Source organism: Pseudomonas sp. EpS/L25 (genome assembly GCF_001512295.1).
Taxonomy (GTDB): Bacteria; Pseudomonadota; Gammaproteobacteria; order Pseudomonadales; family Pseudomonadaceae; genus Chryseomonas.
The window spans coordinates 834,493-852,624 of the sequence record NZ_LNUP01000011.1; the positions used below are offsets into that span (position 1 = coordinate 834,493).

Annotated in this window: 19 protein-coding genes; 11 read left to right on the forward strand and 8 right to left on the reverse strand. The window is 65.0% G+C overall.

Annotated elements, in window-relative coordinates:
* Positions 1–12 precede the first annotated feature (12 nt).
* Together AR540_RS12800 and AR540_RS12805 are read left to right on the forward strand one after the other, a co-directional pair.
* Positions 13–1,221 carry an MFS transporter gene (locus tag AR540_RS12800; protein WP_059229479.1) on the forward strand — a complete coding sequence of 403 codons (1,209 nt, stop codon included), beginning with the start codon at positions 13–15 and terminating at the stop codon, positions 1,219–1,221.
* Positions 1,218–2,429, forward strand: coding sequence for an MFS transporter (locus AR540_RS12805; RefSeq protein ID WP_059229481.1), 1,212 nt, complete (start codon positions 1,218–1,220; stop codon positions 2,427–2,429). The genes AR540_RS12800 and AR540_RS12805 overlap by 4 nt, the downstream gene beginning before the upstream one ends.
* On the opposite strand, the gene cfaB is transcribed toward AR540_RS12805, so the two are convergent.
* The 4 genes from cfaB to AR540_RS12825 all read right to left on the reverse strand — a co-directional run bounded on the left by cfaB (position 2,420) and on the right by AR540_RS12825 (position 4,938).
* Positions 2,420–3,604: a C17 cyclopropane fatty acid synthase CfaB gene (gene cfaB, locus AR540_RS12810; RefSeq protein WP_059229483.1), complete on the reverse strand. Its 1,185-nt coding sequence runs from the start codon at positions 3,602–3,604 to the stop codon at positions 2,420–2,422. The two genes, AR540_RS12805 and cfaB, sit on opposite strands and share 10 nt — an antisense overlap.
* A 194-nt stretch (positions 3,605–3,798) precedes the next feature.
* The gene (locus AR540_RS12815) at positions 3,799–3,993 is read right to left on the reverse strand and encodes a hypothetical protein (protein WP_177339211.1); all 195 of its coding nucleotides are present in this window, start codon (positions 3,991–3,993) and stop codon (positions 3,799–3,801) included.
* Between the two features lie 91 nt (positions 3,994–4,084).
* Complete coding sequence (locus AR540_RS12820) at positions 4,085–4,477, reverse strand: hypothetical protein (protein ID WP_059229485.1); 393 nt, start codon at positions 4,475–4,477, stop codon at positions 4,085–4,087.
* 197 nt (positions 4,478–4,674) lie between these two features.
* Entirely contained in the window at positions 4,675–4,938 is a 264-nt protein-coding gene (locus tag AR540_RS12825; RefSeq protein WP_059229487.1) for a hypothetical protein, read from the reverse strand.
* Between the two features lie 241 nt (positions 4,939–5,179).
* On the opposite strand from AR540_RS12825, the gene AR540_RS12830 reads away from it, so the two are divergent.
* From AR540_RS12830 to mqo, 3 genes are all read left to right on the forward strand, one after another.
* Positions 5,180–5,578: a response regulator gene (locus AR540_RS12830; RefSeq protein WP_059229489.1), complete on the forward strand. Its 399-nt coding sequence runs from the start codon at positions 5,180–5,182 to the stop codon at positions 5,576–5,578.
* 733 nt (positions 5,579–6,311) lie between these two features.
* On the forward strand, positions 6,312–7,901 hold the full coding sequence (locus tag AR540_RS12840; protein WP_059229490.1) for an ABC-F family ATPase: 1,590 nt from the start codon (positions 6,312–6,314) through the stop codon (positions 7,899–7,901).
* A gap of 453 nt (positions 7,902–8,354) precedes the next feature.
* Positions 8,355–9,851, forward strand: a complete 1,497-nt coding sequence (mqo, locus tag AR540_RS12845; RefSeq protein ID WP_059229493.1) for a malate dehydrogenase (quinone) — start codon at positions 8,355–8,357, stop codon at positions 9,849–9,851.
* A 112-nt stretch (positions 9,852–9,963) separates the two neighbouring features.
* On the opposite strand, the gene AR540_RS12850 is transcribed toward mqo, so the two are convergent.
* The 3 genes from AR540_RS12850 to AR540_RS12860 form a co-directional block, all read right to left on the reverse strand.
* The gene (locus AR540_RS12850) at positions 9,964–11,757 is read right to left on the reverse strand and encodes a gamma-glutamyltransferase family protein (protein WP_082706995.1); all 1,794 of its coding nucleotides are present in this window, start codon (positions 11,755–11,757) and stop codon (positions 9,964–9,966) included.
* Positions 11,758–11,847: 90 nt separating this feature from the next.
* Positions 11,848–12,348, reverse strand: a complete 501-nt coding sequence (locus AR540_RS12855; protein WP_065242534.1) for a DUF1294 domain-containing protein — start codon at positions 12,346–12,348, stop codon at positions 11,848–11,850.
* Positions 12,345–13,181, reverse strand: coding sequence for an undecaprenyl-diphosphate phosphatase (locus AR540_RS12860; protein WP_059229495.1), 837 nt, complete (start codon positions 13,179–13,181; stop codon positions 12,345–12,347). The genes AR540_RS12855 and AR540_RS12860 overlap by 4 nt, the downstream gene beginning before the upstream one ends.
* Before the next feature lie 264 nt (positions 13,182–13,445).
* Here AR540_RS12860 and pnuC point away from each other — a divergent pair, with 264 nt between their 5' ends.
* The 5 genes from pnuC to AR540_RS12885 all read left to right on the forward strand — a co-directional run bounded on the left by pnuC (position 13,446) and on the right by AR540_RS12885 (position 16,104).
* Positions 13,446–14,009: a nicotinamide riboside transporter PnuC gene (pnuC, locus tag AR540_RS12865; RefSeq protein ID WP_059229754.1), complete on the forward strand. Its 564-nt coding sequence runs from the start codon at positions 13,446–13,448 to the stop codon at positions 14,007–14,009.
* A complete protein-coding gene (locus AR540_RS12870) occupies positions 14,006–14,533 on the forward strand; it encodes an AAA family ATPase (RefSeq protein ID WP_059229497.1) in 528 nt (175 codons plus the stop codon). The genes pnuC and AR540_RS12870 overlap by 4 nt, the downstream gene beginning before the upstream one ends.
* Positions 14,534–14,570: 37 nt before the next feature.
* Positions 14,571–15,125, forward strand: coding sequence for a Smr/MutS family protein (locus tag AR540_RS12875; protein WP_059229499.1), 555 nt, complete (start codon positions 14,571–14,573; stop codon positions 15,123–15,125).
* A 63-nt stretch (positions 15,126–15,188) separates the two neighbouring features.
* Positions 15,189–15,737 carry a GTP cyclohydrolase I FolE gene (gene folE / locus AR540_RS12880; RefSeq protein WP_059229501.1) on the forward strand — a complete coding sequence of 183 codons (549 nt, stop codon included), beginning with the start codon at positions 15,189–15,191 and terminating at the stop codon, positions 15,735–15,737.
* Between the two features lie 61 nt (positions 15,738–15,798).
* On the forward strand, positions 15,799–16,104 hold the full coding sequence (locus AR540_RS12885) for a putative quinol monooxygenase (RefSeq protein WP_059229503.1): 306 nt from the start codon (positions 15,799–15,801) through the stop codon (positions 16,102–16,104).
* A gap of 306 nt (positions 16,105–16,410) precedes the next feature.
* Here the strand turns inward: AR540_RS12885 and AR540_RS12890 are convergent, their stop codons facing one another.
* Complete coding sequence (locus tag AR540_RS12890) at positions 16,411–16,959, reverse strand: adenine phosphoribosyltransferase (protein WP_059229505.1); 549 nt, start codon at positions 16,957–16,959, stop codon at positions 16,411–16,413.
* Between the two features lie 208 nt (positions 16,960–17,167).
* Between AR540_RS12890 and AR540_RS12895 the strand changes: the two genes are divergently transcribed.
* Complete coding sequence (locus tag AR540_RS12895) at positions 17,168–18,124, forward strand: sugar ABC transporter substrate-binding protein (protein ID WP_059229507.1); 957 nt, start codon at positions 17,168–17,170, stop codon at positions 18,122–18,124.
* Positions 18,125–18,132: the final 8 nt, after the last annotated feature.

The following is an 18,132-nucleotide window of genomic DNA, read 5'->3' on the forward strand; positions in this document are numbered from 1 at the left end:
CTCCCGAAGCCGATGTCCACCGCTACCCCACCCCCCACGCTTTCGTCCGCCCAGGCCACCCGCATCACGCTGGGCACGGTGCTGTTCACCTTCATCGCCTACCTTACCATCGGCATCCCGCTGGCCGTGCTGCCAGGCTACGTGCACGGCGAGCTGGGTTTCAACTCCATCATCGCCGGCCTGGTGATCAGCAGCCAGTATGTCGCCACCCTGCTCTCGCGCTCCCATGCCGGACGCATCATAGATACCGTCGGGGCCAAGCAATCGGTGCTCTACGGCATGCTCGGCTGTGGTCTCAGCGGTCTGCTGATGCTCGCCTCGGTGCTGCTGCAGCACTGGCCCTGGGTCAGCCTCGGCGCGCTACTGCTGGGACGCCTGGTGCTGGGCTGCGCCGAGAGCCTATCGGGTACCGGCGCTATTTCCTGGGCCATCGGCCGGGTAGGTCCGACCAACACCGCCAAGGTGATTTCCTGGAACGGCGTCGCCAGCTACGGGGCCCTGGCCATCGGCGCGCCTCTGGGCGTGGTACTGGTGGATCTGCTGGGACTCTGGATCATGGGCGCCAGCATCATGGCCCTGGCGCTGCTCGGCTACCGCATCGCCAAACCGCGGCCCGCCATCGTCCCGGTACGCGGTACGCGCCTGCCCTTCAGTACCGTGCTCGGCCGGGTGTTGCCGTTCGGGCTCGGCCTGGCCCTGGGAGGCATAGGTTTCGGCACCCTGGCTACCTTCATCACCCTCTACTATGCCAGCCAGGGCTGGAGCGGCGCTGCCCTCTGCCTGTCGGTATTCGGCTGCTTCTTCATCGGCGTGCGGCTGGTGTTCGCCAACGCCATCAATCGCCACGGCGGCTTCCGCGTGGCCATAGTCAGCCTGGCGGTGGAGGCCGTGGGCCTGGCCGTCCTCTGGCTCGCCCCGAGCGTGACGACCGCCTTGGTCGGCGCCGCCCTCACCGGCATCGGCTTCTCCCTGGTGTTCCCGGCACTGGCGGTCGAGGCGGTGCAACGTGTTCCGGCATCCAACCGCGGCGCCGCCCTGGGTGGCTATTCGGTGTTCATCGACCTGTCCTTGGCGGTGACCGGTCCGCTGATCGGCGCCGTGGCCACTCATTTCGGCTACGCCGCCAGCTTCTTCTGCGCCGCCCTGGCCGCCCTCGCCGGCCTGGCGCTCAGCGTCGGCCTTCTTCGCCGCTTCGACGAGTCATCTCGAGAACAGCCATGACCACGACCGCTCCGCCCACCACCGCGTTCGCCGTCACCCTGCGCATCATCTCCATCGTCATCTTCAGCTTTCTGCTGTTCCTCGCCATCGGCCTGCCGCTGGCGATCCTGCCGGGCTACGTGCACGACGACCTCGGCTACGGCTCGGTGATCGCGGGGCTGGCGATCAGCATCCAGTACCTCGCCACCCTCTTCACCCGCCCACTCGCCGGTAAGCTGGCGGATAGCATCGGTGCCAAGCGCGGGGTGATCTACGGCCTGTTCGGCTGCGTCGCCTGTGGCGTCCTGACCCTGCTCGCCACTGCCCTGCAAAGCTTTCCCGCTGCCAGCCTGGGGCTGCTGATCGTCGGCCGGGTGATCCTGGGCATGTCCCAGGCGATGATCGGGACCGGTTGCCTGAGCTGGGGGATGGGCAGCGTTGGCATGCAGCACGTCAGCAAGGTGATCTCCTGGAACGGCATTGCCGCCTATGGCGCCCTGGCCATCGGCGCACCGCTGGGCGTTGCCATGGTCGCGGGACTGGGCCTCTGGAGCCTGGGCGCTGCCATCGCCCTGCTCGGCGCTCTCGGCCTGGCCCTGGCCTGGAACAAGGAGGCGGCGCCGGTCATTCCGGGCGAGCGGCTGCCCTTCCACAAGGTATTCTGGCGGATCAGCCCCTTCGGCCTCTGTCTGCTGCTGAGCTCCATCGGCTTCGGTGCCATCGCGACCTTCGTCACCCTCTACTACGCCAGCAATGGCTGGCCCAATGCCGCCTTCTGCCTGACCGCCTTCGGCGCGGCCTTCATCTGCGCCCGCCTGCTGTTCGCTGGCGCCATCAACAAGATCGGCGGTTTCCGCGTGGCGCTCGCCTGTTTCACGGTGGAAACCCTGGGCCTGTTGCTGCTCTGGCTGGCGGTGACGCCGCAGATGGCGCTGATCGGCGCGGCCATGGCGGGCTTCGGCCTGTCGTTGGTCTATCCGGCCTTGGGCGTGGAAGCCATCGTCAAGGTGCCGCCCACCAACCGCAGTGCCGCCCTGGGCGCCTATTCCCTGTGCCTGGATCTGGCCCTGGGCATCACCGGGCCGCTGGCAGGCGCCATCGCCAATGGCTTCGGCTTCAGCGCCATCTTTCTCTTCGCCGGACTGATGGCGCTGGCCGGCCTCGCCTTGAGCGCCCTGCTCTATCGCCGGGCGCTCAACGAGGCTGCGGTCGCTCAGCCTCAGGCGTAGATATCAGCCCGCGACCAAGGCAGCTCGATCCGGCCGTCGACATGAGGCCGGTTAGCGAGCACCTGATGAATGTTCACCCAGTTCTTGCGGAAGGCATAGGCGCAACCCGACAGGTACAGCCGCCAGATGCGCAGGGCTTCGGCGGGCACCAGGCGCGCCGCCTCGTCGAGATTCGCCTCCAGGGCGGCACTCCAGAAATCCAGGGTACGGGCGTAATGCAGGCGCAGGCTTTCGACATCGACCACCTCCAGTCCCGCGTCGCTCATGTTGGCGATGGCGCGTGACAGATGGGGTAATTCGCCATTGGGAAAGACGTAGCGGTCGATGAACTCCCCGCCGCCATGACCGACTGCGCGCTCATCGGCATGCAGCGCGGTGATGCCATGGTTGAGCACCAGCCCACCGGGACGTACCGCGGCGAACAGCTTGCGGAAGTACAGGGGCAGATTGGCATAGCCGACATGCTCGAACATGCCGACGCTGACCACCTTGTCGTAGCGACCCTCTTCGGGTAAGTCGCGATAGTCCAACAGCTCCAGTGTCACACGATCACTCAAGCCTTCAGCCGCCACCCGCGCCCGGCCCAGTTCGAGCTGCTCGCGAGAGAGGGTGATGCCGTGCACCTCGACGCCATGCTCACGAGCAGCATGGCGCGCCAGCCCACCCCACCCACAGCCCACATCCAGCAACCGCTCGCCGGGCTGCAGCCGCAGCTTACGGCAGAGAAGCTCCAGCTTGTCGCGCTGGGCAGTGGCCAGGTCCTCGGTCCCGGTCTTGAAATAGGCGCAGGAATACACCAGCTCGGGGTCCAGCCACAGGCGATAGAAGTCGTTCGACAGGTCGTAATGATAGGCAATGGCCGAGGCGTCGGTGGCCTTGTCATGAGCTTGATGGAGGCCATCCGGCGCCTGCTCGAGCCCGACCAGCGCCTGGCTCAGCTGATCACCGATCTCGATGGCATCGCTCATGTTCCCTTCCAGATCAATCCGTGACTCCACGAAGGCCTGGCCCAGGGCATCCAGGTTTAGCTGACGGGGATCGGCCAGGAACTGGGGATCCTTGACGACCAGGGTCACCCGTGGCGTGGCGCCCAGATCGATCTCCGGCCCCTGGTCGATGCGGATGCGTAAGGGAATATTCAATCGGCGTAGTGCTGTGGGTAGCGTAGGAATCATGCGTAGGCTCCTGAAGGCTGTGAGAGTGCAACACTCGCCAGCGCCTGGCCCTTCCTCGGCCCCGGTGGCGCCGCTGGCCAACAACCTACTCGGAATACATCTTCTGTTACATGTTCCCTGAGAAATACAGCTTTGCACGCTTCGCAAGCATAGGCGCGAAGGGAGAATAAACCGGGAGCGTACCCTGGGAAAGACTAGAGCGGACCTGGGTCCGGAATAGGGGCAGGTGGTTTGGCCGGCTCGGTCAGGTTCTCCACCACATTGTCGGGAAGCTCGATATCAACCTCTTCATCGGCCATATCGGAATCATTCAAGGGCGCCTGGTCGCCTCCCAGCCACCATATAGGTGACATTACCGGGGTGGCGCCATCAAGGAATGAAGACATCATGCTGCAACTCCTGATCGAAGATCGTCGTTGATTAGGCGGCAACGAAGGGCGGTCGTTTCAACAAAACCATGACCGCACGTCGTTCCAGTAGCTAAGGTCTTTTCCTGCTGCAGCCTTCATTCAACTTGGAAATCCTGGCTTCCTGAGCGACTACCGGATATCTCGGCGAGACAGGATTCATCATTCGCAGATCAAGCAGCAGCTTGCGATCACGAAGTTGCCTGCCAGGTGCAAGAGCGGCATCGGGCAGCTGCCCAGGCGCCTGCCGCTCGAAATCCTGCAGGATGAGATCCCAGCGCGCGCAGATCTCCCGCTCCGCGAGATAGTCATGCCGTTTGCGAAAGATCAGGGCGGCCCGCACGAAAACGAAAGGGTCCGCACACTGGCGTTGCCCATGGGGCTGAACGAAATACTCGCGCTCACGTTGCAGGCAGTTGTCCAGCAGCACCTGCAGGTTGCCGATACCACTCAAGAAGAAGGCCATCTTTTCCCCTGCAGATCCACGGGGGGACCCAAATGGATGATTGGTGCACGCCGATGACCGGTCTGCCATCAGCACAGGACCGAGGCGGCGGAGCCGCCGATTGATAGCGGGCTCCCCAGGCCGCGAACAGCCACCCGTACTCGTTCGACGGTAGGCCGTACCGGGCCGCCCTGGATCACGTCCGAGCCCTGGCGGCATCAGCGGTTGAGCGGATCGCCAACGTCAGCCTGATCATCGATCTCGCCCGGGCTGGCCTCATCTTCGTCCTCGTCGTCCGGTTCAGCGAGGTCTGGCGGTTCCACCGGATCGGGCTCGTCGCCCTGGGCTGCCGCCTGACTCATCTTCAGCTTCCGCGATTCGTTGGCCTGATGAAGGCTATTGATGGAGCTTTGCAATACGGACAGCGGAGCTGTCGGCTGGGGCCGTGCGCTGGGCGAAGCCGCGCGGGCCCAGGTGCGCATGTCGATTATCATGTTGCTACCTCTCAGTGAGACCAGGATGGCCTCAGGCATGTGAGGCTGGTCCGCCCCTGGTGTTCAGTGGCCACTATCACCATCAGTCCGATAAGATCCGCTGGCACGCCGGCCTCCGCCTGCATCGGCCTTCTGCACCGGCTCCAGTCACGCCGTTGGCATGAACAAGTCAGCGTATTTGGCCAGCGACGACTAGACTCGGTACATCGCCCCTCTGGAGCTCATGCCGATGGTCTCTCCGACCCTATCCGACGTCACCGGTGAACGGCTTGCCGTCGTCTCCGAAGACGAGCTGCTGTTGCAAGCCCTGGTTCGCGAAGTCCTCAAGCAGGAAGGCTTCCAGGTGGAAACCTTCGGCACCGCCGATGCTGCGTTGCAGTTTCTGGAACTCCACTCGCAGCAGGTCAACCTGGTGGTGTCGAACGTGCGAATGCCAGGGGTGATCGATGGCATCCAGCTAGCCAGGATCGTCACCGAGCGCTGGCCCTCGCTACCCTTCGTACTGATGTCCGGCTATGCCGATCTGAGAAACGACATTCCTGCGGGTATCCCTTTCCTGCACAAACCTTGGACCCTGGACCAGTTGACAGAGGCGGTCAGGAAGGTGGTACCGCTGCCGATTCCCTAGGTTTGCCTCAGGCAGGCGTCACAAACCGGATACTTGCGGATCCGCTGGTCTTTCAAACACACGCCACGACGCCGTTTCACCGCTGGAATGCACCTCCCATCGAGCTCAACAGTCCGGCGGTGAAGGTATGGTCGGCGAGCAACGAACGCTCCGAAAGCCCCCGCTGACGTTGCTTCGCCATCTTCTGAATGCGCCGCTCGGCATTTCTGCCTGGGTTGCTGCCAGCGTGGGTGGTAACTCTTCGCGCGATGCCCCCGCATCCACCCTGGATTTCGTTTGCTCGGACATTTTCTGCTCCCGTAACGGCGACGTCTGAGCAACATGGGAAACGTCAGCCCGGGTACCGCTCAATGGCCACTATCACCAGCGGTCCGAAGAGCTCGTGAAGGGCCGAGTGAACAAAGATCCGACCGCCTTTCGTCCTCGGCAAGCCCGGAATGGCAGGCCAAGCGCCTGTCGGCCCTTCTTCGGCGTGGCGCCGGCAACCCGGCGCCTCCGCTGCCGGCGGCCTTATAAGTGCCGTCACACCTATGCGACAATGTGCTCAATGTCCGGCATGAACACCACCTTCATCGCCCAACAGCTGGGAAGCACCTTCCAGATCCTCCTTTCCACCTACGCTCGCTGAGCCGACCCAGGTTCAGACTCGAGCGAGATAGCCAAGCTCGGCGTGGGTACCGAAACGGTATCGGCGATTCCGGCAACGCTTTACGTCCTTGATAGGTAACCCCCTTTGATCTCCACCGCTAACATCACCATGCAGTTCGGCGCCAAGCCACTGTTCGAGAACGTGTCCGTCAAATTCGGCAACGGCCATCGCTACGGCCTGATCGGCGCCAACGGTTGCGGCAAGTCCACCTTCATGAAGATCCTCGGGGGCGATCTCGAACCCACCGGCGGCCAGGTGATGCTGGAACCCAACGTGCGCCTGGGCAAGCTGCGCCAGGACCAGTTCGCCTACGAGGATTGCACGGTCATCGACACGGTTATCATGGGCCACGCCGAACTGGCCAAGGTCAAGGCCGAGCGCGACCGCATCTATTCGCTGCCGGAAATGAGCGAAGACGACGGCATGGCCGTGGCCGAACTGGAAGTGCAGTTCGCCGAATTCGACGGCTATACCGCCGAAGCCCGCGCTGGCGAGCTGCTGCTCGGCCTGGGTATTCCGCAGGACCAGCACTTCGGTCCCATGAGCGCGGTCGCTCCCGGCTGGAAGCTGCGGGTGCTGCTGGCCCAGGCACTCTTCTCCGACCCGGAACTGCTGCTGCTCGACGAACCCACCAACCACCTGGACATCAACACCATTCGTTGGTTGGAAGGCATCCTGGTCGCGCGCAACAGCACCATGATCATCATTTCCCACGACCGCCATTTCCTGAACAGCGTCTGCACCCACATGGCCGACCTGGACTATGGCGAGCTGCGCCTCTTCCCCGGCAACTACGACGAGTACATGACCGCCGCCACCCAGGCCCGCGAGCGCCTGCTGTCGGACAACGCCAAGAAGAAGGCCCAGATCGCCGAACTACAGCAGTTCGTCAGCCGCTTCTCGGCCAACGCCTCCAAGGCCAAGCAGGCCACCAGCCGGGCGCGCCAGATCGACAAGATCCAGCTGGACGAGGTCAAGCCGTCCAGCCGCGTCAGCCCCTTCATCCGCTTCGAGCAGTACAAGAAGCTGCACCGCCAGGCGGTGACGCTGGAGAACGTCACCCAGGGCTTCGACGGCACCCCGCTGTTCAAGCGCCTGGGCCTGCAGATCGAGGCCGGCGAGCGCGTGGCCATCATCGGCCCCAACGGCATCGGCAAGACCACCCTGCTGCGCACCCTGGTGGGCAAGATGGCGCCGCAGAGCGGTGAAGTGAAGTGGACCGACAGCGCGGACGTGGGCTACTTCGCCCAGGATCACGCCGAGGACTTCGCCGACGACGTCACCCTGTTCGACTGGATGGGCCAGTGGACCCAGGGCGGCGAGCAACTGGTGCGTGGCACCCTGGGCCGGATGCTGTTCTCCAGCGACGACATCCAGAAGTCGGTCAAGGTGATCTCCGGTGGCGAGCAGGGCCGCATGCTGTTCGGCAAACTCATCCTGAAGAAGCCCAATGTGCTGGTGATGGACGAACCCACCAACCACCTGGACATGGAATCCATCGAGGCGCTGAACCTGGCGCTGGAGAACTATCCGGGCACCCTGATCTTCGTCAGCCACGACCGGGAATTCGTCTCCTCCCTGGCCACCCGCATTCTCGACATGAGCGAGAGCGGCATCGTCGACTTCAGCGGCAGCTACGACGACTACCTGCGCAGCCAGGGCATCAACGGTTGACCCCGAGCCCGTGTAGTGACTATCAGGACTCACTACACGGGCAAAATAGAGGGTGCCCTAAGCAGTTACCCTAGGTATCATTTCGCACCGAAACGGGTACTCGACCAGGATCGCCGCGATCAATAGCCATCGTTTGCGCCGGGAGACCAGGGGTCTCCTGCCACGTCTCGTAACACGTAGCGCCCCTCCCCGGCACGCTCGACGGGCTTCGTGTCGCACCCTGATCGCCCGCTACACCGCCTGGCTTCCGCGGAACGCCAAGGCAAGCCGCTCCACCCTACTCAATCAGAACATTGCCGGACGGCCGCTGTCGCATCTGACTGCTGCGCCCTACCGGTTGCCTACCCCTGTCTGGCCCTTGTCGGCCGGCGCGGGTCGCCCCATTCGAGGCCAGGCGCCGACGCCTGGTCTCCCTCAGGTGTAATGCGAGACACGGTCTCAGGAGTACGATGAATGCACAGTGGTAACGAAGAGTCGGATTTCGTTTTCGTCGGCGCGGGAATCATGAGCGCGACCCTGGCGGTCATGCTCAAGGAGCTGGAGCCCGCGAGTACCGTCGAAGTGCTCGAACTGCTCGACGTCGGCGCAGCGGAGAGTTCCAACCCCTGGAACAACGCCGGAACCGGCCATGCGGCGCTCTGCGAGCTGAACTACACGCCCGAGAAGGCCGACGGCAGCATCGACATCACCAAGGCACTCAGCATCAATGGCATGTTCGAGGCCTCCAAGCAGTTCTGGTCCTACCTGGTCGAGGAAGGCCACTTCGGCTCGCCCCGTGCCTTCATCAGCCCCGTGCCGCACATGTCCTTCGTCCACGGCGCCAAGGACATGGCCTTCCTGCGCAAGCGCTATGAAGCGCTCAAGGACCATGCCTGCTTCGACGGCATGGAGTACTCCGAGGACCATGCCAGGCTGCGCGAGTGGATGCCCCTGGTGATGGAAGGTCGCCCGGCGACCGAAGCCGTGGCGGCCACCCACGTGGCCGGCGGCACCGACGTCAACTTCGGTGCCCTGACCATGAGCCTGCTGGGTCACCTGCAGACCCGTCCGGGCACCCAGGTCCGCTACAACCAGAAGGTGGTGGATCTCACGCGCGAGGCCGACCAGCGCTGGCGCCTGACCATCGAGGACAGCCGCTCCGGGGCCACCCGTACGGTCATCGCCAAGTTCGTCTTCCTCGGTGCCGGTGGCGCGGCGCTGCCACTGCTGCAGAAGTCCGGCATCCCCGAGGGCGCCGGCTACGGCGGCTTCCCGGTCAGCGGCCAGTGGCTGCGCTGCGACGATCCGCACATCGTCGAACGCCACCAGGCCAAGGTCTATGGCCTGGCCGGCGTCAACTCGCCGCCGATGTCGGTGCCGCACCTGGACACCCGCGTGGTGGACGGCAAGAAATCCCTGCTGTTCGGCCCCTTCGCCGGCTTCACCACCAAGTTCCTCAAGCGTGGCTCCTTCCTCGACCTGCCCAAGTCGATCAAGCCGAGCAACATCGGCCCCATGCTCGCCGTGGCGCGGGACAACATGCCGCTGACCCGCTACCTGGTCGGCCAGGTCATGCAGTCCTTCGACCAGCGCGTCGAGGAACTGCGGGCCTTCTACCCAGCCGTGCGCAAGCAGGACTGGCGTCTGGAAGTGGCCGGCCAGCGGGTGCAGATCATCAAGAAAGACCCGCAGAAAGGCGGCATCCTGCAGTTCGGCACCGAGATCGTCGCCTCGGGTGACGGCACCATCGCCGCCCTGCTGGGCGCCTCCCCCGGCGCCTCCACCTCGGTATCCATCATGCTGACCCTGGTCGAGCGCTGCTTCCCGAGCCGCTTCCAGAGCGAAGACTGGCAGGCCAAGCTGCGCAAGATGTTCCCGGCCTTCGGCCACAAGCTGGCGGAAGAACCCGAGCTGCTGCGCGAGGTGCGCGCACGCACCACCCGCGTGCTGCAACTCGACCAGCCGGCCTGATCCGCCTGGAGGGTCCGCAAGCGGACCCTCCCCGCTCCTGACGTCCTCACTCCAGGCCTATCCCTCGTGGGAAAGGGCTGGAGTGAAGGACACGCTGCCAACAGCCCTCCGCCTAATCCCCCAATGCCGCCCCTTCCCGCCGCGGATCGGCGCCGCCCTGCCAACCTGAGCCAAGCCGGCGAATGACCTGGATGCCACTGGTCATCTCGTCTTCGCGCACCTCATGCCCCCGCTGCTCCAGGGCCTTGCGCAAGCCTGGCGTGGTCTGCCCACGCTCCAGTTCCGTGGGGCCGTTGCGACTGCCGAAATTCGGCAAGCCCGCCGCCGCCTGCGCATCCAGTTGCCAGTCCAGCAGGCCGACCAGGGTCTTGACCACGTAGCCGGCGATCTGCGAACCGCCGGGCGACCCCAGGGCCGCTACCAGAGCGCCACTGTCCCGGTCGAACACCAGGGTGGGCGACATCGTCGAGCGGGGACGCTTGCCCGGTTCCACCCGATTGGCCACCGGCAGGCCATTCTCCCGCGGCACGAAGGAGAAGTCCGTCAGTTGGTTGTTGAGCATGAAGCCCTTCACCATCAGATGGGAACCGAAGTAGCTCTCCACCGTGGTGGTCATGGACAGCGCCCCACCCCAGGCATCGGCCGCCACCACCTGGGAGGTGGAGAGGCGCAATGGCGAGCGGTCCGGCGCCCAGGCCAGCGTCGGACCGGGCGGCGTGCCGGGTGCGGCCTTGCCGATGCTGCGCTCGCCGATCAGTTGTGCGCGACTGGCCAGGTAGCCGCCATCCAGCAGGCCGCTGACGTTGACCGGTACGCGGTCGGGGTCCGCCACGTACTGAGCACGGTCGGCATAGGCCAGGCGCTCGGCCTCGGCGATCAGGTGCACCGCTTCCGGGCGCGGCTCCTGACCGGCCGGCAACGGCGTCGGCACCGGTCGCAGGGGGGCCAGGGCCCAAGCGGGATCACGGGCTTCCAGGGCCTGGAGGATGCCCAGGGTCTGGGCCACGGTGAGGCCACCGGCGGGCGGCGGCATGCCGCAGATGCGCCAACGTCTGTAGTCGGTGCAGAGCGGCGTACGGGCCTTGGCGCGATAGCCGGCGAGGTCCTGCAGCGTCAGGCTACCCGGATTGGGACTCTGCTGGACCGCCTTCGCGATCGCCTCGGCGATGTCGCCGCGATAGAGGGCGCTGGCCCCCTCCTTGGCGATCACTGCCAGGGTGTCCGCCAGCTCGGGATTGCGTAGCAGGGTGCCAACCGGCTTCACCTTTCCGCGCGGATCGAGGTAGAGCGCCGCCATGGCGGGCGAACCCTTAAGGAAGGGATCGTGGCGGAGCTGATTATGCAGCCGCGGTGAGAGCGGAAAGCCCTCACGTGCCAGGCGGATGGCCGGGGCGAACAGGCTCTGCCAGGCCAGGCGTCCATGGTCGCGGTGCGCCAGCTCCAGGGCACGCAGCACCCCCGGCACCCCAACCGAGCGGCCACCGATGCGCGCCTCCTCGAAGGCCATGGGCGTCCCGTCCGGTCGCAGGAAAAGCCCCTCCGTGGCCCCCGCGGGGGCGGTCTCGCGGCCGTCGTAGGCCTGGACCTGGCGACCATCCCAATAGAGCAGGAAGGCGCCGCCGCCGATGCCCGAGGACTGCGGCTCGACCAGGGTCAGGACCGCCTGCATGGCGATGGCGGCATCGATGGCGCTACCACCCTGGCGCAGTATCTCGCGGCCGGCCTCGGCCGCCAGTGGATTGGCCGCCGCCGCCATCTGCTGCCGAGCCTGGCTTGCCACCAGCCCCGACCGATAGCCGGAACCGGCTTCCGGGGCCTTGGGCAGGGTCGTCTCCGGGTGCGACGCACAGGCGGCGAGGATCAACGACAGCAGCAACGCGGAACAGATCGACGAAGGGGTGCGCAACGGGTTTCTCCTGGGCAGCGAGCGGCGTTCGCCCTGATGACGACCCGCCAAGCCTAGCGCAAGACCGTTGTCTTCGCCCCGTAGGGTGCCTCAGAACCCCAGATGACGGGCGAGGAAGCCGCCGCAGAGTACGTCCAGCCATAACAGCTGGTGCACGGCGACGATGGCGAAGAACACAAGGCGAAAGCTCAGCTTGACCGTCTTGTGGCGGAAACGCTGCTGGGCGATCAGCGCACCCGGCCAGCCACCCAGGAGTTCGCCCAGGTGCAGGACGCGCTCGGGCACGCGCCAGCCCCTGTCGCGGGCGCGTTGCTTGTCGTGCCGATAGAGCAGGAAGGTGACCAAGCTCGCCAGGACGTAGAGGGCCAGGGGCCAGAGCAGGCCGCGACCGAAGGCCAGGGACAGCAGGCCGACCAGGGGCAGGACGAAGATGCCGATCTGCAGCAGGAGCAGCATGTCCTGCCGGGCGATGGCCGCTCGCTGCTGATAGGGGGTCAGCGCGGGCGCCCGCTTGGCGGTCTTCGGCGGAGCGGACTGCGTGGACGCACGAGCCGGCTTGCGCCGGCTCTGCTGTTCCTTCTCCGGTTTCACCCGGCCGCCTTGGCCGCGTGCCAGTCGATCCAGCCGAATTGCCAGGTGGCCAGGATCAGCAGCCCGAAGACGATGCGATACCAGCCAAACACCTCGTAGCTGTGATTGCCGATGAACTTCAGCAGTGCCTTGACCGCCAGCATGGCGAAGATGAAGGAGGTGACGAAGCCGACCCCGAACACCAGCACGTCGCTGGCGGTGAACAGGTGACGGTACTTGTACACCGAGTAGACGGTCGCCCCGACCATGGTCGGCATGGCCAGGAAGAAGGAGAATTCGGTCGCCGCCTTGCGCGACAGGCCGAACAGTAGGCCGCCGATGATGGTGGAGCCGGAACGCGAGGTGCCCGGGATCATCGCCAGGCATTGGGCGCAGCCGACCTTGAGGGCGTCATGCCAGCGCATGTCGTCCACCTCTTCCACGCGAATTCGATGGGTACGCTTCTCCGCCCAGATCATGATCACACCACCGATCACCAGGGCGAAGGCCACGGTGATCGGGTTGAACAGGTACTCGTGGATCAGGTCGCCGAGGATCACGCCCAGCACGGCGGCCGGCAGAAAGGCGATGATCAGGTTGCCGGTGAACCGCTGCGCATAGGACTTGCGCGGCAGATCGGTGACGATCTCGAGGACCTTGAAGCGGTATTCCCAGACCACGGCCAGGATGGCCGCCAGCTGGATGATGATGTTGAAGGCGATGGCCCTTTCCCCGCCGAAACCGATGAGATCGGCGACGACGATCTGGTGGCCGGTACTGGAAATGGGCAGGAATTCCGTGATGCCCTCGACGATCCCCAGAATCAGCGCCTGCAAGGCACTCCATAGGTCCATGGTATTACTCCATCCAAGTGAAACATTTGCAGGTAGCCGGGGTGCAGCCCCGGCGGCAACGGGGTTCGAACCGTGACGCTCCGCAGGGCTTGGCCCTTCGCGGTACCCAGGACAGCTCAAGCTGTGGTGGTCGCCCGGCACCTTACCAGAGCGAGACCGGTTGAAGAGACCGATGAACGGCCATTAGGTGCCGTACAATGACCCATCGAATCGTTGCGGATGTGAAGCATGTCGTTTCTGGAGTCCCTCACCGCCCTGCTGGGCATGTCCGCCGTGGAGTTGGTAGCCGCCGTGCTGGGGGTCATCGCCGTGTGGTTCACGGTGCGCCAGAACATCTGGGGCTGGCCGATCGGTCTGGTGATGGTGTTGCTCTATGTCTGGATCTTCTACGACGTGAAGCTCTACTCCGACATGCTGCTGCAGGTCGTCTACGCCGCGCTGCAGCTCTATGGCTGGTGGCAGTGGCTGCGGGGCGGCCAGCACCACCAGGGACGTGAAGTCACCTCCCTCGTCACCCCATCGATCCTGGCGGGCCTCGCGGTAGGTGCGGGCGGCAGTCTGGCGCTCGGCTACCTCATGGGCACCCACACCGACGCCGCCCTGCCTTGGCTGGATGCGGCGCTTACGGGCTTCAGCCTGGTCGCCCAGTTCTGGATGGCGCAGAAGCGCCTGCAGTGCTGGGTGCTGTGGTTCGTGCTGGACGTCATCTATGTGGGCCTCTTCTATTACAAGGGCCTCTACCCCACCGCGGTGCTCTACGCCGTCTTCGTCGGCCTCGCGGCCTACGGCTGGCTCGACTGGCGCCGCGCCCTGGCGACCACACGATGAAGGTCGTGGTGCTGACCGGCCCCGAGTCGAGCGGCAAATCCTGGCTCGCGCAGCGCCTGAGCGAAAAATTCGGCGGTCTGCGAGTGGACGAGTACGTGCGTGAGTACTGCGCACTGCATGGTACCGACACCACCCTGGCCGACGTGGAAGTCATCGCGCGCGAGCAACTGCGCCGTGAAGATGCAGCCCGCGGCGTCGCCCCGGCACTCCTGCTGCTGGACACCCATCTGCTGAGCAACCTGCTGTGGAGTCGCCTGCTGTTCGGCACCGCACCGGCCTGGCTGGAGCCCGCCCTGCTGGCGCGCCGCTACGACCTGCACCTGCTGCTCGATCCTCGAGGGGTCGCCTGGCAGGACGACGGTCAGCGCTGCCAGCCGGAATTGGACGCGCGGCTGGCTTTCTTCGACTGCTGTCGGGACTGGCTAGGGGATCACGATCAACCGGTATTGGAGATCGCCGGCGACTGGGGCGCGCGACAGGACGCCGCCCTGGCGGCGGTCAGCCGATTGCTGCACGAGGCCTGAGCCGCCGGTAGAATGATGCCCTGTACCGGAGAACCCCATGCACGATGACGACGCCTCTTTCGCTGACTTCACCCGCGGGATCCGTCCGCTCAAGCAGGATCGTGCCGACACCGGCAAGCCACGGGCCGACCACGGCCAGATCGCCCAGCGCCGCGCCGATGCGACCAAGACCACGGCCAGCATCCGCGTCGACGGCCTGAGCGATGCCTTCGTCATCGACGTAGGCGCCGAGGACGAACTCTACTGGGGCCGCGACGGCGTGCAGGACACCCAGCTGCGGCGCCTCAAGGCCGGCCAGATTCCTTTCGAAGGCAGCCTGGACCTGCACGGCATGACCGTGGAAAAGGCCCGGCAGACCCTCTGGGACTTCATCGCCGAGGCGACCCGCCTGGAAATCCGCTGCGTGCGGATCACCCATGGCAAGGCGGCGCGCCTGGACGGGCGCCGGCCGCTGATCAAGAGTCACGTCAACACCTGGCTGCGCCAGCACGCCCAGGTGCTGGGCTTCACCTCCTGCCTCCCGCGCCACGGCGGAACCGGCTCGCTTTATGTCTTGCTCAAGCGCACCATGCTCGAAGGTCGCGACGAGTGATCCTGTGACTCGGGTGACGTCTCATCCGAGCGCTCTCTTCCTCATCGACAAACAGGAACCCAAATGTCTCTCGAACAGCACTACTCCTCCATTTTGACCGGACTCGGCGAAGACATCGGCCGGGAGGGGCTGGTGGACACGCCCAAGCGGGCCGCCAAGGCCATGCAGTATCTCTGCCGCGGCTACAGCCAGACGCTGGAGGAAGTGGTGGGCGATGCGCTCTTCACGTCCGATAACAGCGAGATGGTGCTGGTCAAGAACATCGAGCTGTACTCCCTCTGCGAGCACCATATGCTGCCCTTCATCGGCAAGGCGCACGTCGCCTACATGCCCAGCGGCAAGGTGCTGGGGCTGTCCAAGGTGGCGCGCATCGTCGACATGTTCGCTCGCCGTCTGCAGATCCAGGAGAACATGACACGGCAGATCGCCGAGGCGATCGAGAAGGTCACCGGCGCAGCCGGCGTCGCGGTGGTCATCGAGGCGCAGCACATGTGCATGATGATGCGCGGCGTGGAGAAGCAGAATTCCTCCATGGTCACCTCGGTGATGCTCGGCCAGTTCCGCGCCAGCGACGCCACCCGCGCCGAATTCCTCAGCCTGATCAATCGCTGAGCCGACCGCGACGTCCGTTGCCCTGGAGGGTCGAACCCTCGACCTTCCAGGAGCCCCGCCCATGTCGGATGTCCACAGCCTCACCCTGCTCAGAGCCCAGCCCGAACGATCCCTCGCGCTGGGTGCCCACCTGCTGGATCTGGCCGCACTGGCCGTGAAGGATGTCGGCTGCCTGGACTACCGGGTGTTTCAGGGCAGTGAAGACGGCGATCTCTGGGTGATCCAGGCGCACTGGGCGTCGGTCGCGGCTCAGGATGACCACTTCAATCAGCCGCATACCCTCGCCTTCCTCGACGAGTTACCCAAGCTGGCGGATGAGGTGGATCTTTATCCCTTGGCGCCGAGGGGTTCGATAGCGGGAAGTTGAGTTCGAGGACGACGCCGTTATCGCGGCCATGGCCGCTCCTACAGCACTAAGGTACCAATACCCGCCGCCTCTGGCCGCTTGCAGCTCCCAGAGTCGTAGAGTGGACAAGGGCGCAGCCTTGTCCACGAACGGGCATTGGCATCAAGTGGAAAACGCTACGCGGTTTTCCACGCTACGGGCTAAACGCAATCGCGGCCATGGGCCGCGCCTACCGATGTTCGATGCACCTGTAGGAGCGGCCCATGGCCGCGATGGATGAGAGCAAAGCACAGCAGGCGGACCGCGATGGCCGCGATCAACCGCAACTCAATACTCGGACAACGCAAAGCTCGTCAGCGCGAAAGTCGGAATGCCGGCCGCTTCCAGGCGCTTGGAGCCGCCCAGCTCCGGCAGGTCGACGATGGCCGCAGCTTCGTGGACGCGGGCACCCAGGCGCTTGATCAGGTTGCCGGCGGCCACCAGGGTGCCGCCGGTGGCGATGAGGTCATCGACCAGCAGCACCGAATCGCCGGCGCCGACGCTGTCCTTGTGCACCTCGATCACCGAATCGCCGTACTCGGTGCTGTAGACCTCGGTCAGCAGTTCGGCCGGCAGCTTGCCCTGCTTGCGGAACAGCACCAGGGGCTTGCCCAGTTCGTAGGCCAGGATCGGACCGATGAGGAAGCCCCGTGCATCCAGCGCCCCGACATGGGTGAAGGAGGCGCCACGGTAACGTTCCAGCAGCGCCTCCATGACGGCCCGCAGACCCTCGGGCGACTGGAACAGCGGCGTGATGTCCCGAAAGATCACCCCGGCCTTGGGAAAATCGGGCACGGCGCGAATGAGGGATTTAAGGGCGGATTCGGAGAAGGACATGGCAAAGACTCGTCGGCGGCGGGCGCCTGGCAGAAAACAAGGGGCGCAGTATAGCGGTCCGTGGCTGACCAGGGCCAACCAACCGTCCCGCACGCTGAATCGATTCATGTAGTGGCTCCGATTGACAGCTACCCCCTCTCGCACCATTCTTTGGCTGACGCAAACGTTTGCGCGACCACAACAACCATAAGAATTCGGAGATCCCCCTATGCTGGCCTTTCGCCCTGCCCGCCTGCTGGCGGCCATTGCCCTAACCTCCGCTTCGCTGATCCTGCCGCTCACCGCCAGCCATGCCACGGCCGCCGAGAAGCCCAAGGTCGCGCTGGTCATGAAGTCCCTGGCCAACGAATTCTTCCTGACCATGGAAGACGGCGCCAAGACCTACCAGAAAGAGCATGCCGCCGACTTCGACCTGATCTCCAACGGGATCAAGGACGAGACCGACACCTCCAGCCAGATCCGCATCGTCGAGCAGATGATCGTCTCCAAGGTCGATGCCCTGGTCATCGCTCCGGCCGACTCCAAGGCGCTGGTCCCGGTGCTGAAGAAGGCCAGCGACGCCGGCATCAAGGTGGTCAACATCGACAACCGCCTGGACCCCGAGGTATTGAAATCCAAGTCCCTGGACATCCCCTTCGTCGGCCCCGACAACCGCAAGGGCGCACGCCTGGTGGGCGAGTACCTGGCCAAGCAGCTCAAGCAGGGTGACCAGGTCGGCATCATCGAGGGGGTCTCCACCACCACCAATGCCCAGCAGCGCACCGCAGGCTTCAAGGACGCCATGGAAGCGGCCGGCATGAAGATCGTCGGCGTGCAGTCCGGCAACTGGGAGATCGACAAGGGCAACGCCGTCGCCGCGGCCATGCTCAACGAATACCCCGACCTGAAGGCCCTCCTGGCCGGTAACGACAGCATGGCGCTGGGCGCCGTCTCCGCGGTGCGCGCAGCGGGCAGGAAAGGTCAGGTGCAGATCGTCGGCTACGACAACATCAAGGCCATCCACCCGATGCTGAAAGACGGTCGCGTCCTCGCCACCGCCGACCAGTTCGCCGCCAAGCAGGCGGTGTTCGGGATCGAGGCCGCGCTCAAGCTGGTCAAGGGCGAGCCCACCGGTGCCAAGGACGGGGTGATCGAGACCCCGGTCGAACTCGTTACCCAGCCCTGATCCGAGGA

Coding starts and splice junctions, on each gene's coding strand:
- AR540_RS12800 (WP_059229479.1), top strand. CDS start 13: ATGTCCACCGCTACCCCACCCCCCACGCTTTCGTCCGCCCAGGCCACC.
- AR540_RS12805 (WP_059229481.1), top strand. CDS start 1,218: ATGACCACGACCGCTCCGCCCACCACCGCGTTCGCCGTCACCCTGCGC.
- cfaB (WP_059229483.1), bottom strand. CDS start 3,604: ATGATTCCTACGCTACCCACAGCACTACGCCGATTGAATATTCCCTTA.
- AR540_RS12815 (WP_177339211.1), bottom strand. CDS start 3,993: ATGATGTCTTCATTCCTTGATGGCGCCACCCCGGTAATGTCACCTATA.
- AR540_RS12820 (WP_059229485.1), bottom strand. CDS start 4,477: ATGGCCTTCTTCTTGAGTGGTATCGGCAACCTGCAGGTGCTGCTGGAC.
- AR540_RS12825 (WP_059229487.1), bottom strand. CDS start 4,938: ATGCGCACCTGGGCCCGCGCGGCTTCGCCCAGCGCACGGCCCCAGCCG.
- AR540_RS12830 (WP_059229489.1), top strand. CDS start 5,180: ATGGTCTCTCCGACCCTATCCGACGTCACCGGTGAACGGCTTGCCGTC.
- mqo (WP_059229493.1), top strand. CDS start 8,355: ATGCACAGTGGTAACGAAGAGTCGGATTTCGTTTTCGTCGGCGCGGGA.
- AR540_RS12860 (WP_059229495.1), bottom strand. CDS start 13,181: ATGGACCTATGGAGTGCCTTGCAGGCGCTGATTCTGGGGATCGTCGAG.
- pnuC (WP_059229754.1), top strand. CDS start 13,446: ATGTCCGCCGTGGAGTTGGTAGCCGCCGTGCTGGGGGTCATCGCCGTG.
- AR540_RS12870 (WP_059229497.1), top strand. CDS start 14,006: ATGAAGGTCGTGGTGCTGACCGGCCCCGAGTCGAGCGGCAAATCCTGG.
- AR540_RS12875 (WP_059229499.1), top strand. CDS start 14,571: ATGCACGATGACGACGCCTCTTTCGCTGACTTCACCCGCGGGATCCGT.
- folE (WP_059229501.1), top strand. CDS start 15,189: ATGTCTCTCGAACAGCACTACTCCTCCATTTTGACCGGACTCGGCGAA.
- AR540_RS12885 (WP_059229503.1), top strand. CDS start 15,799: ATGTCGGATGTCCACAGCCTCACCCTGCTCAGAGCCCAGCCCGAACGA.
- AR540_RS12890 (WP_059229505.1), bottom strand. CDS start 16,959: ATGTCCTTCTCCGAATCCGCCCTTAAATCCCTCATTCGCGCCGTGCCC.
- AR540_RS12895 (WP_059229507.1), top strand. CDS start 17,168: ATGCTGGCCTTTCGCCCTGCCCGCCTGCTGGCGGCCATTGCCCTAACC.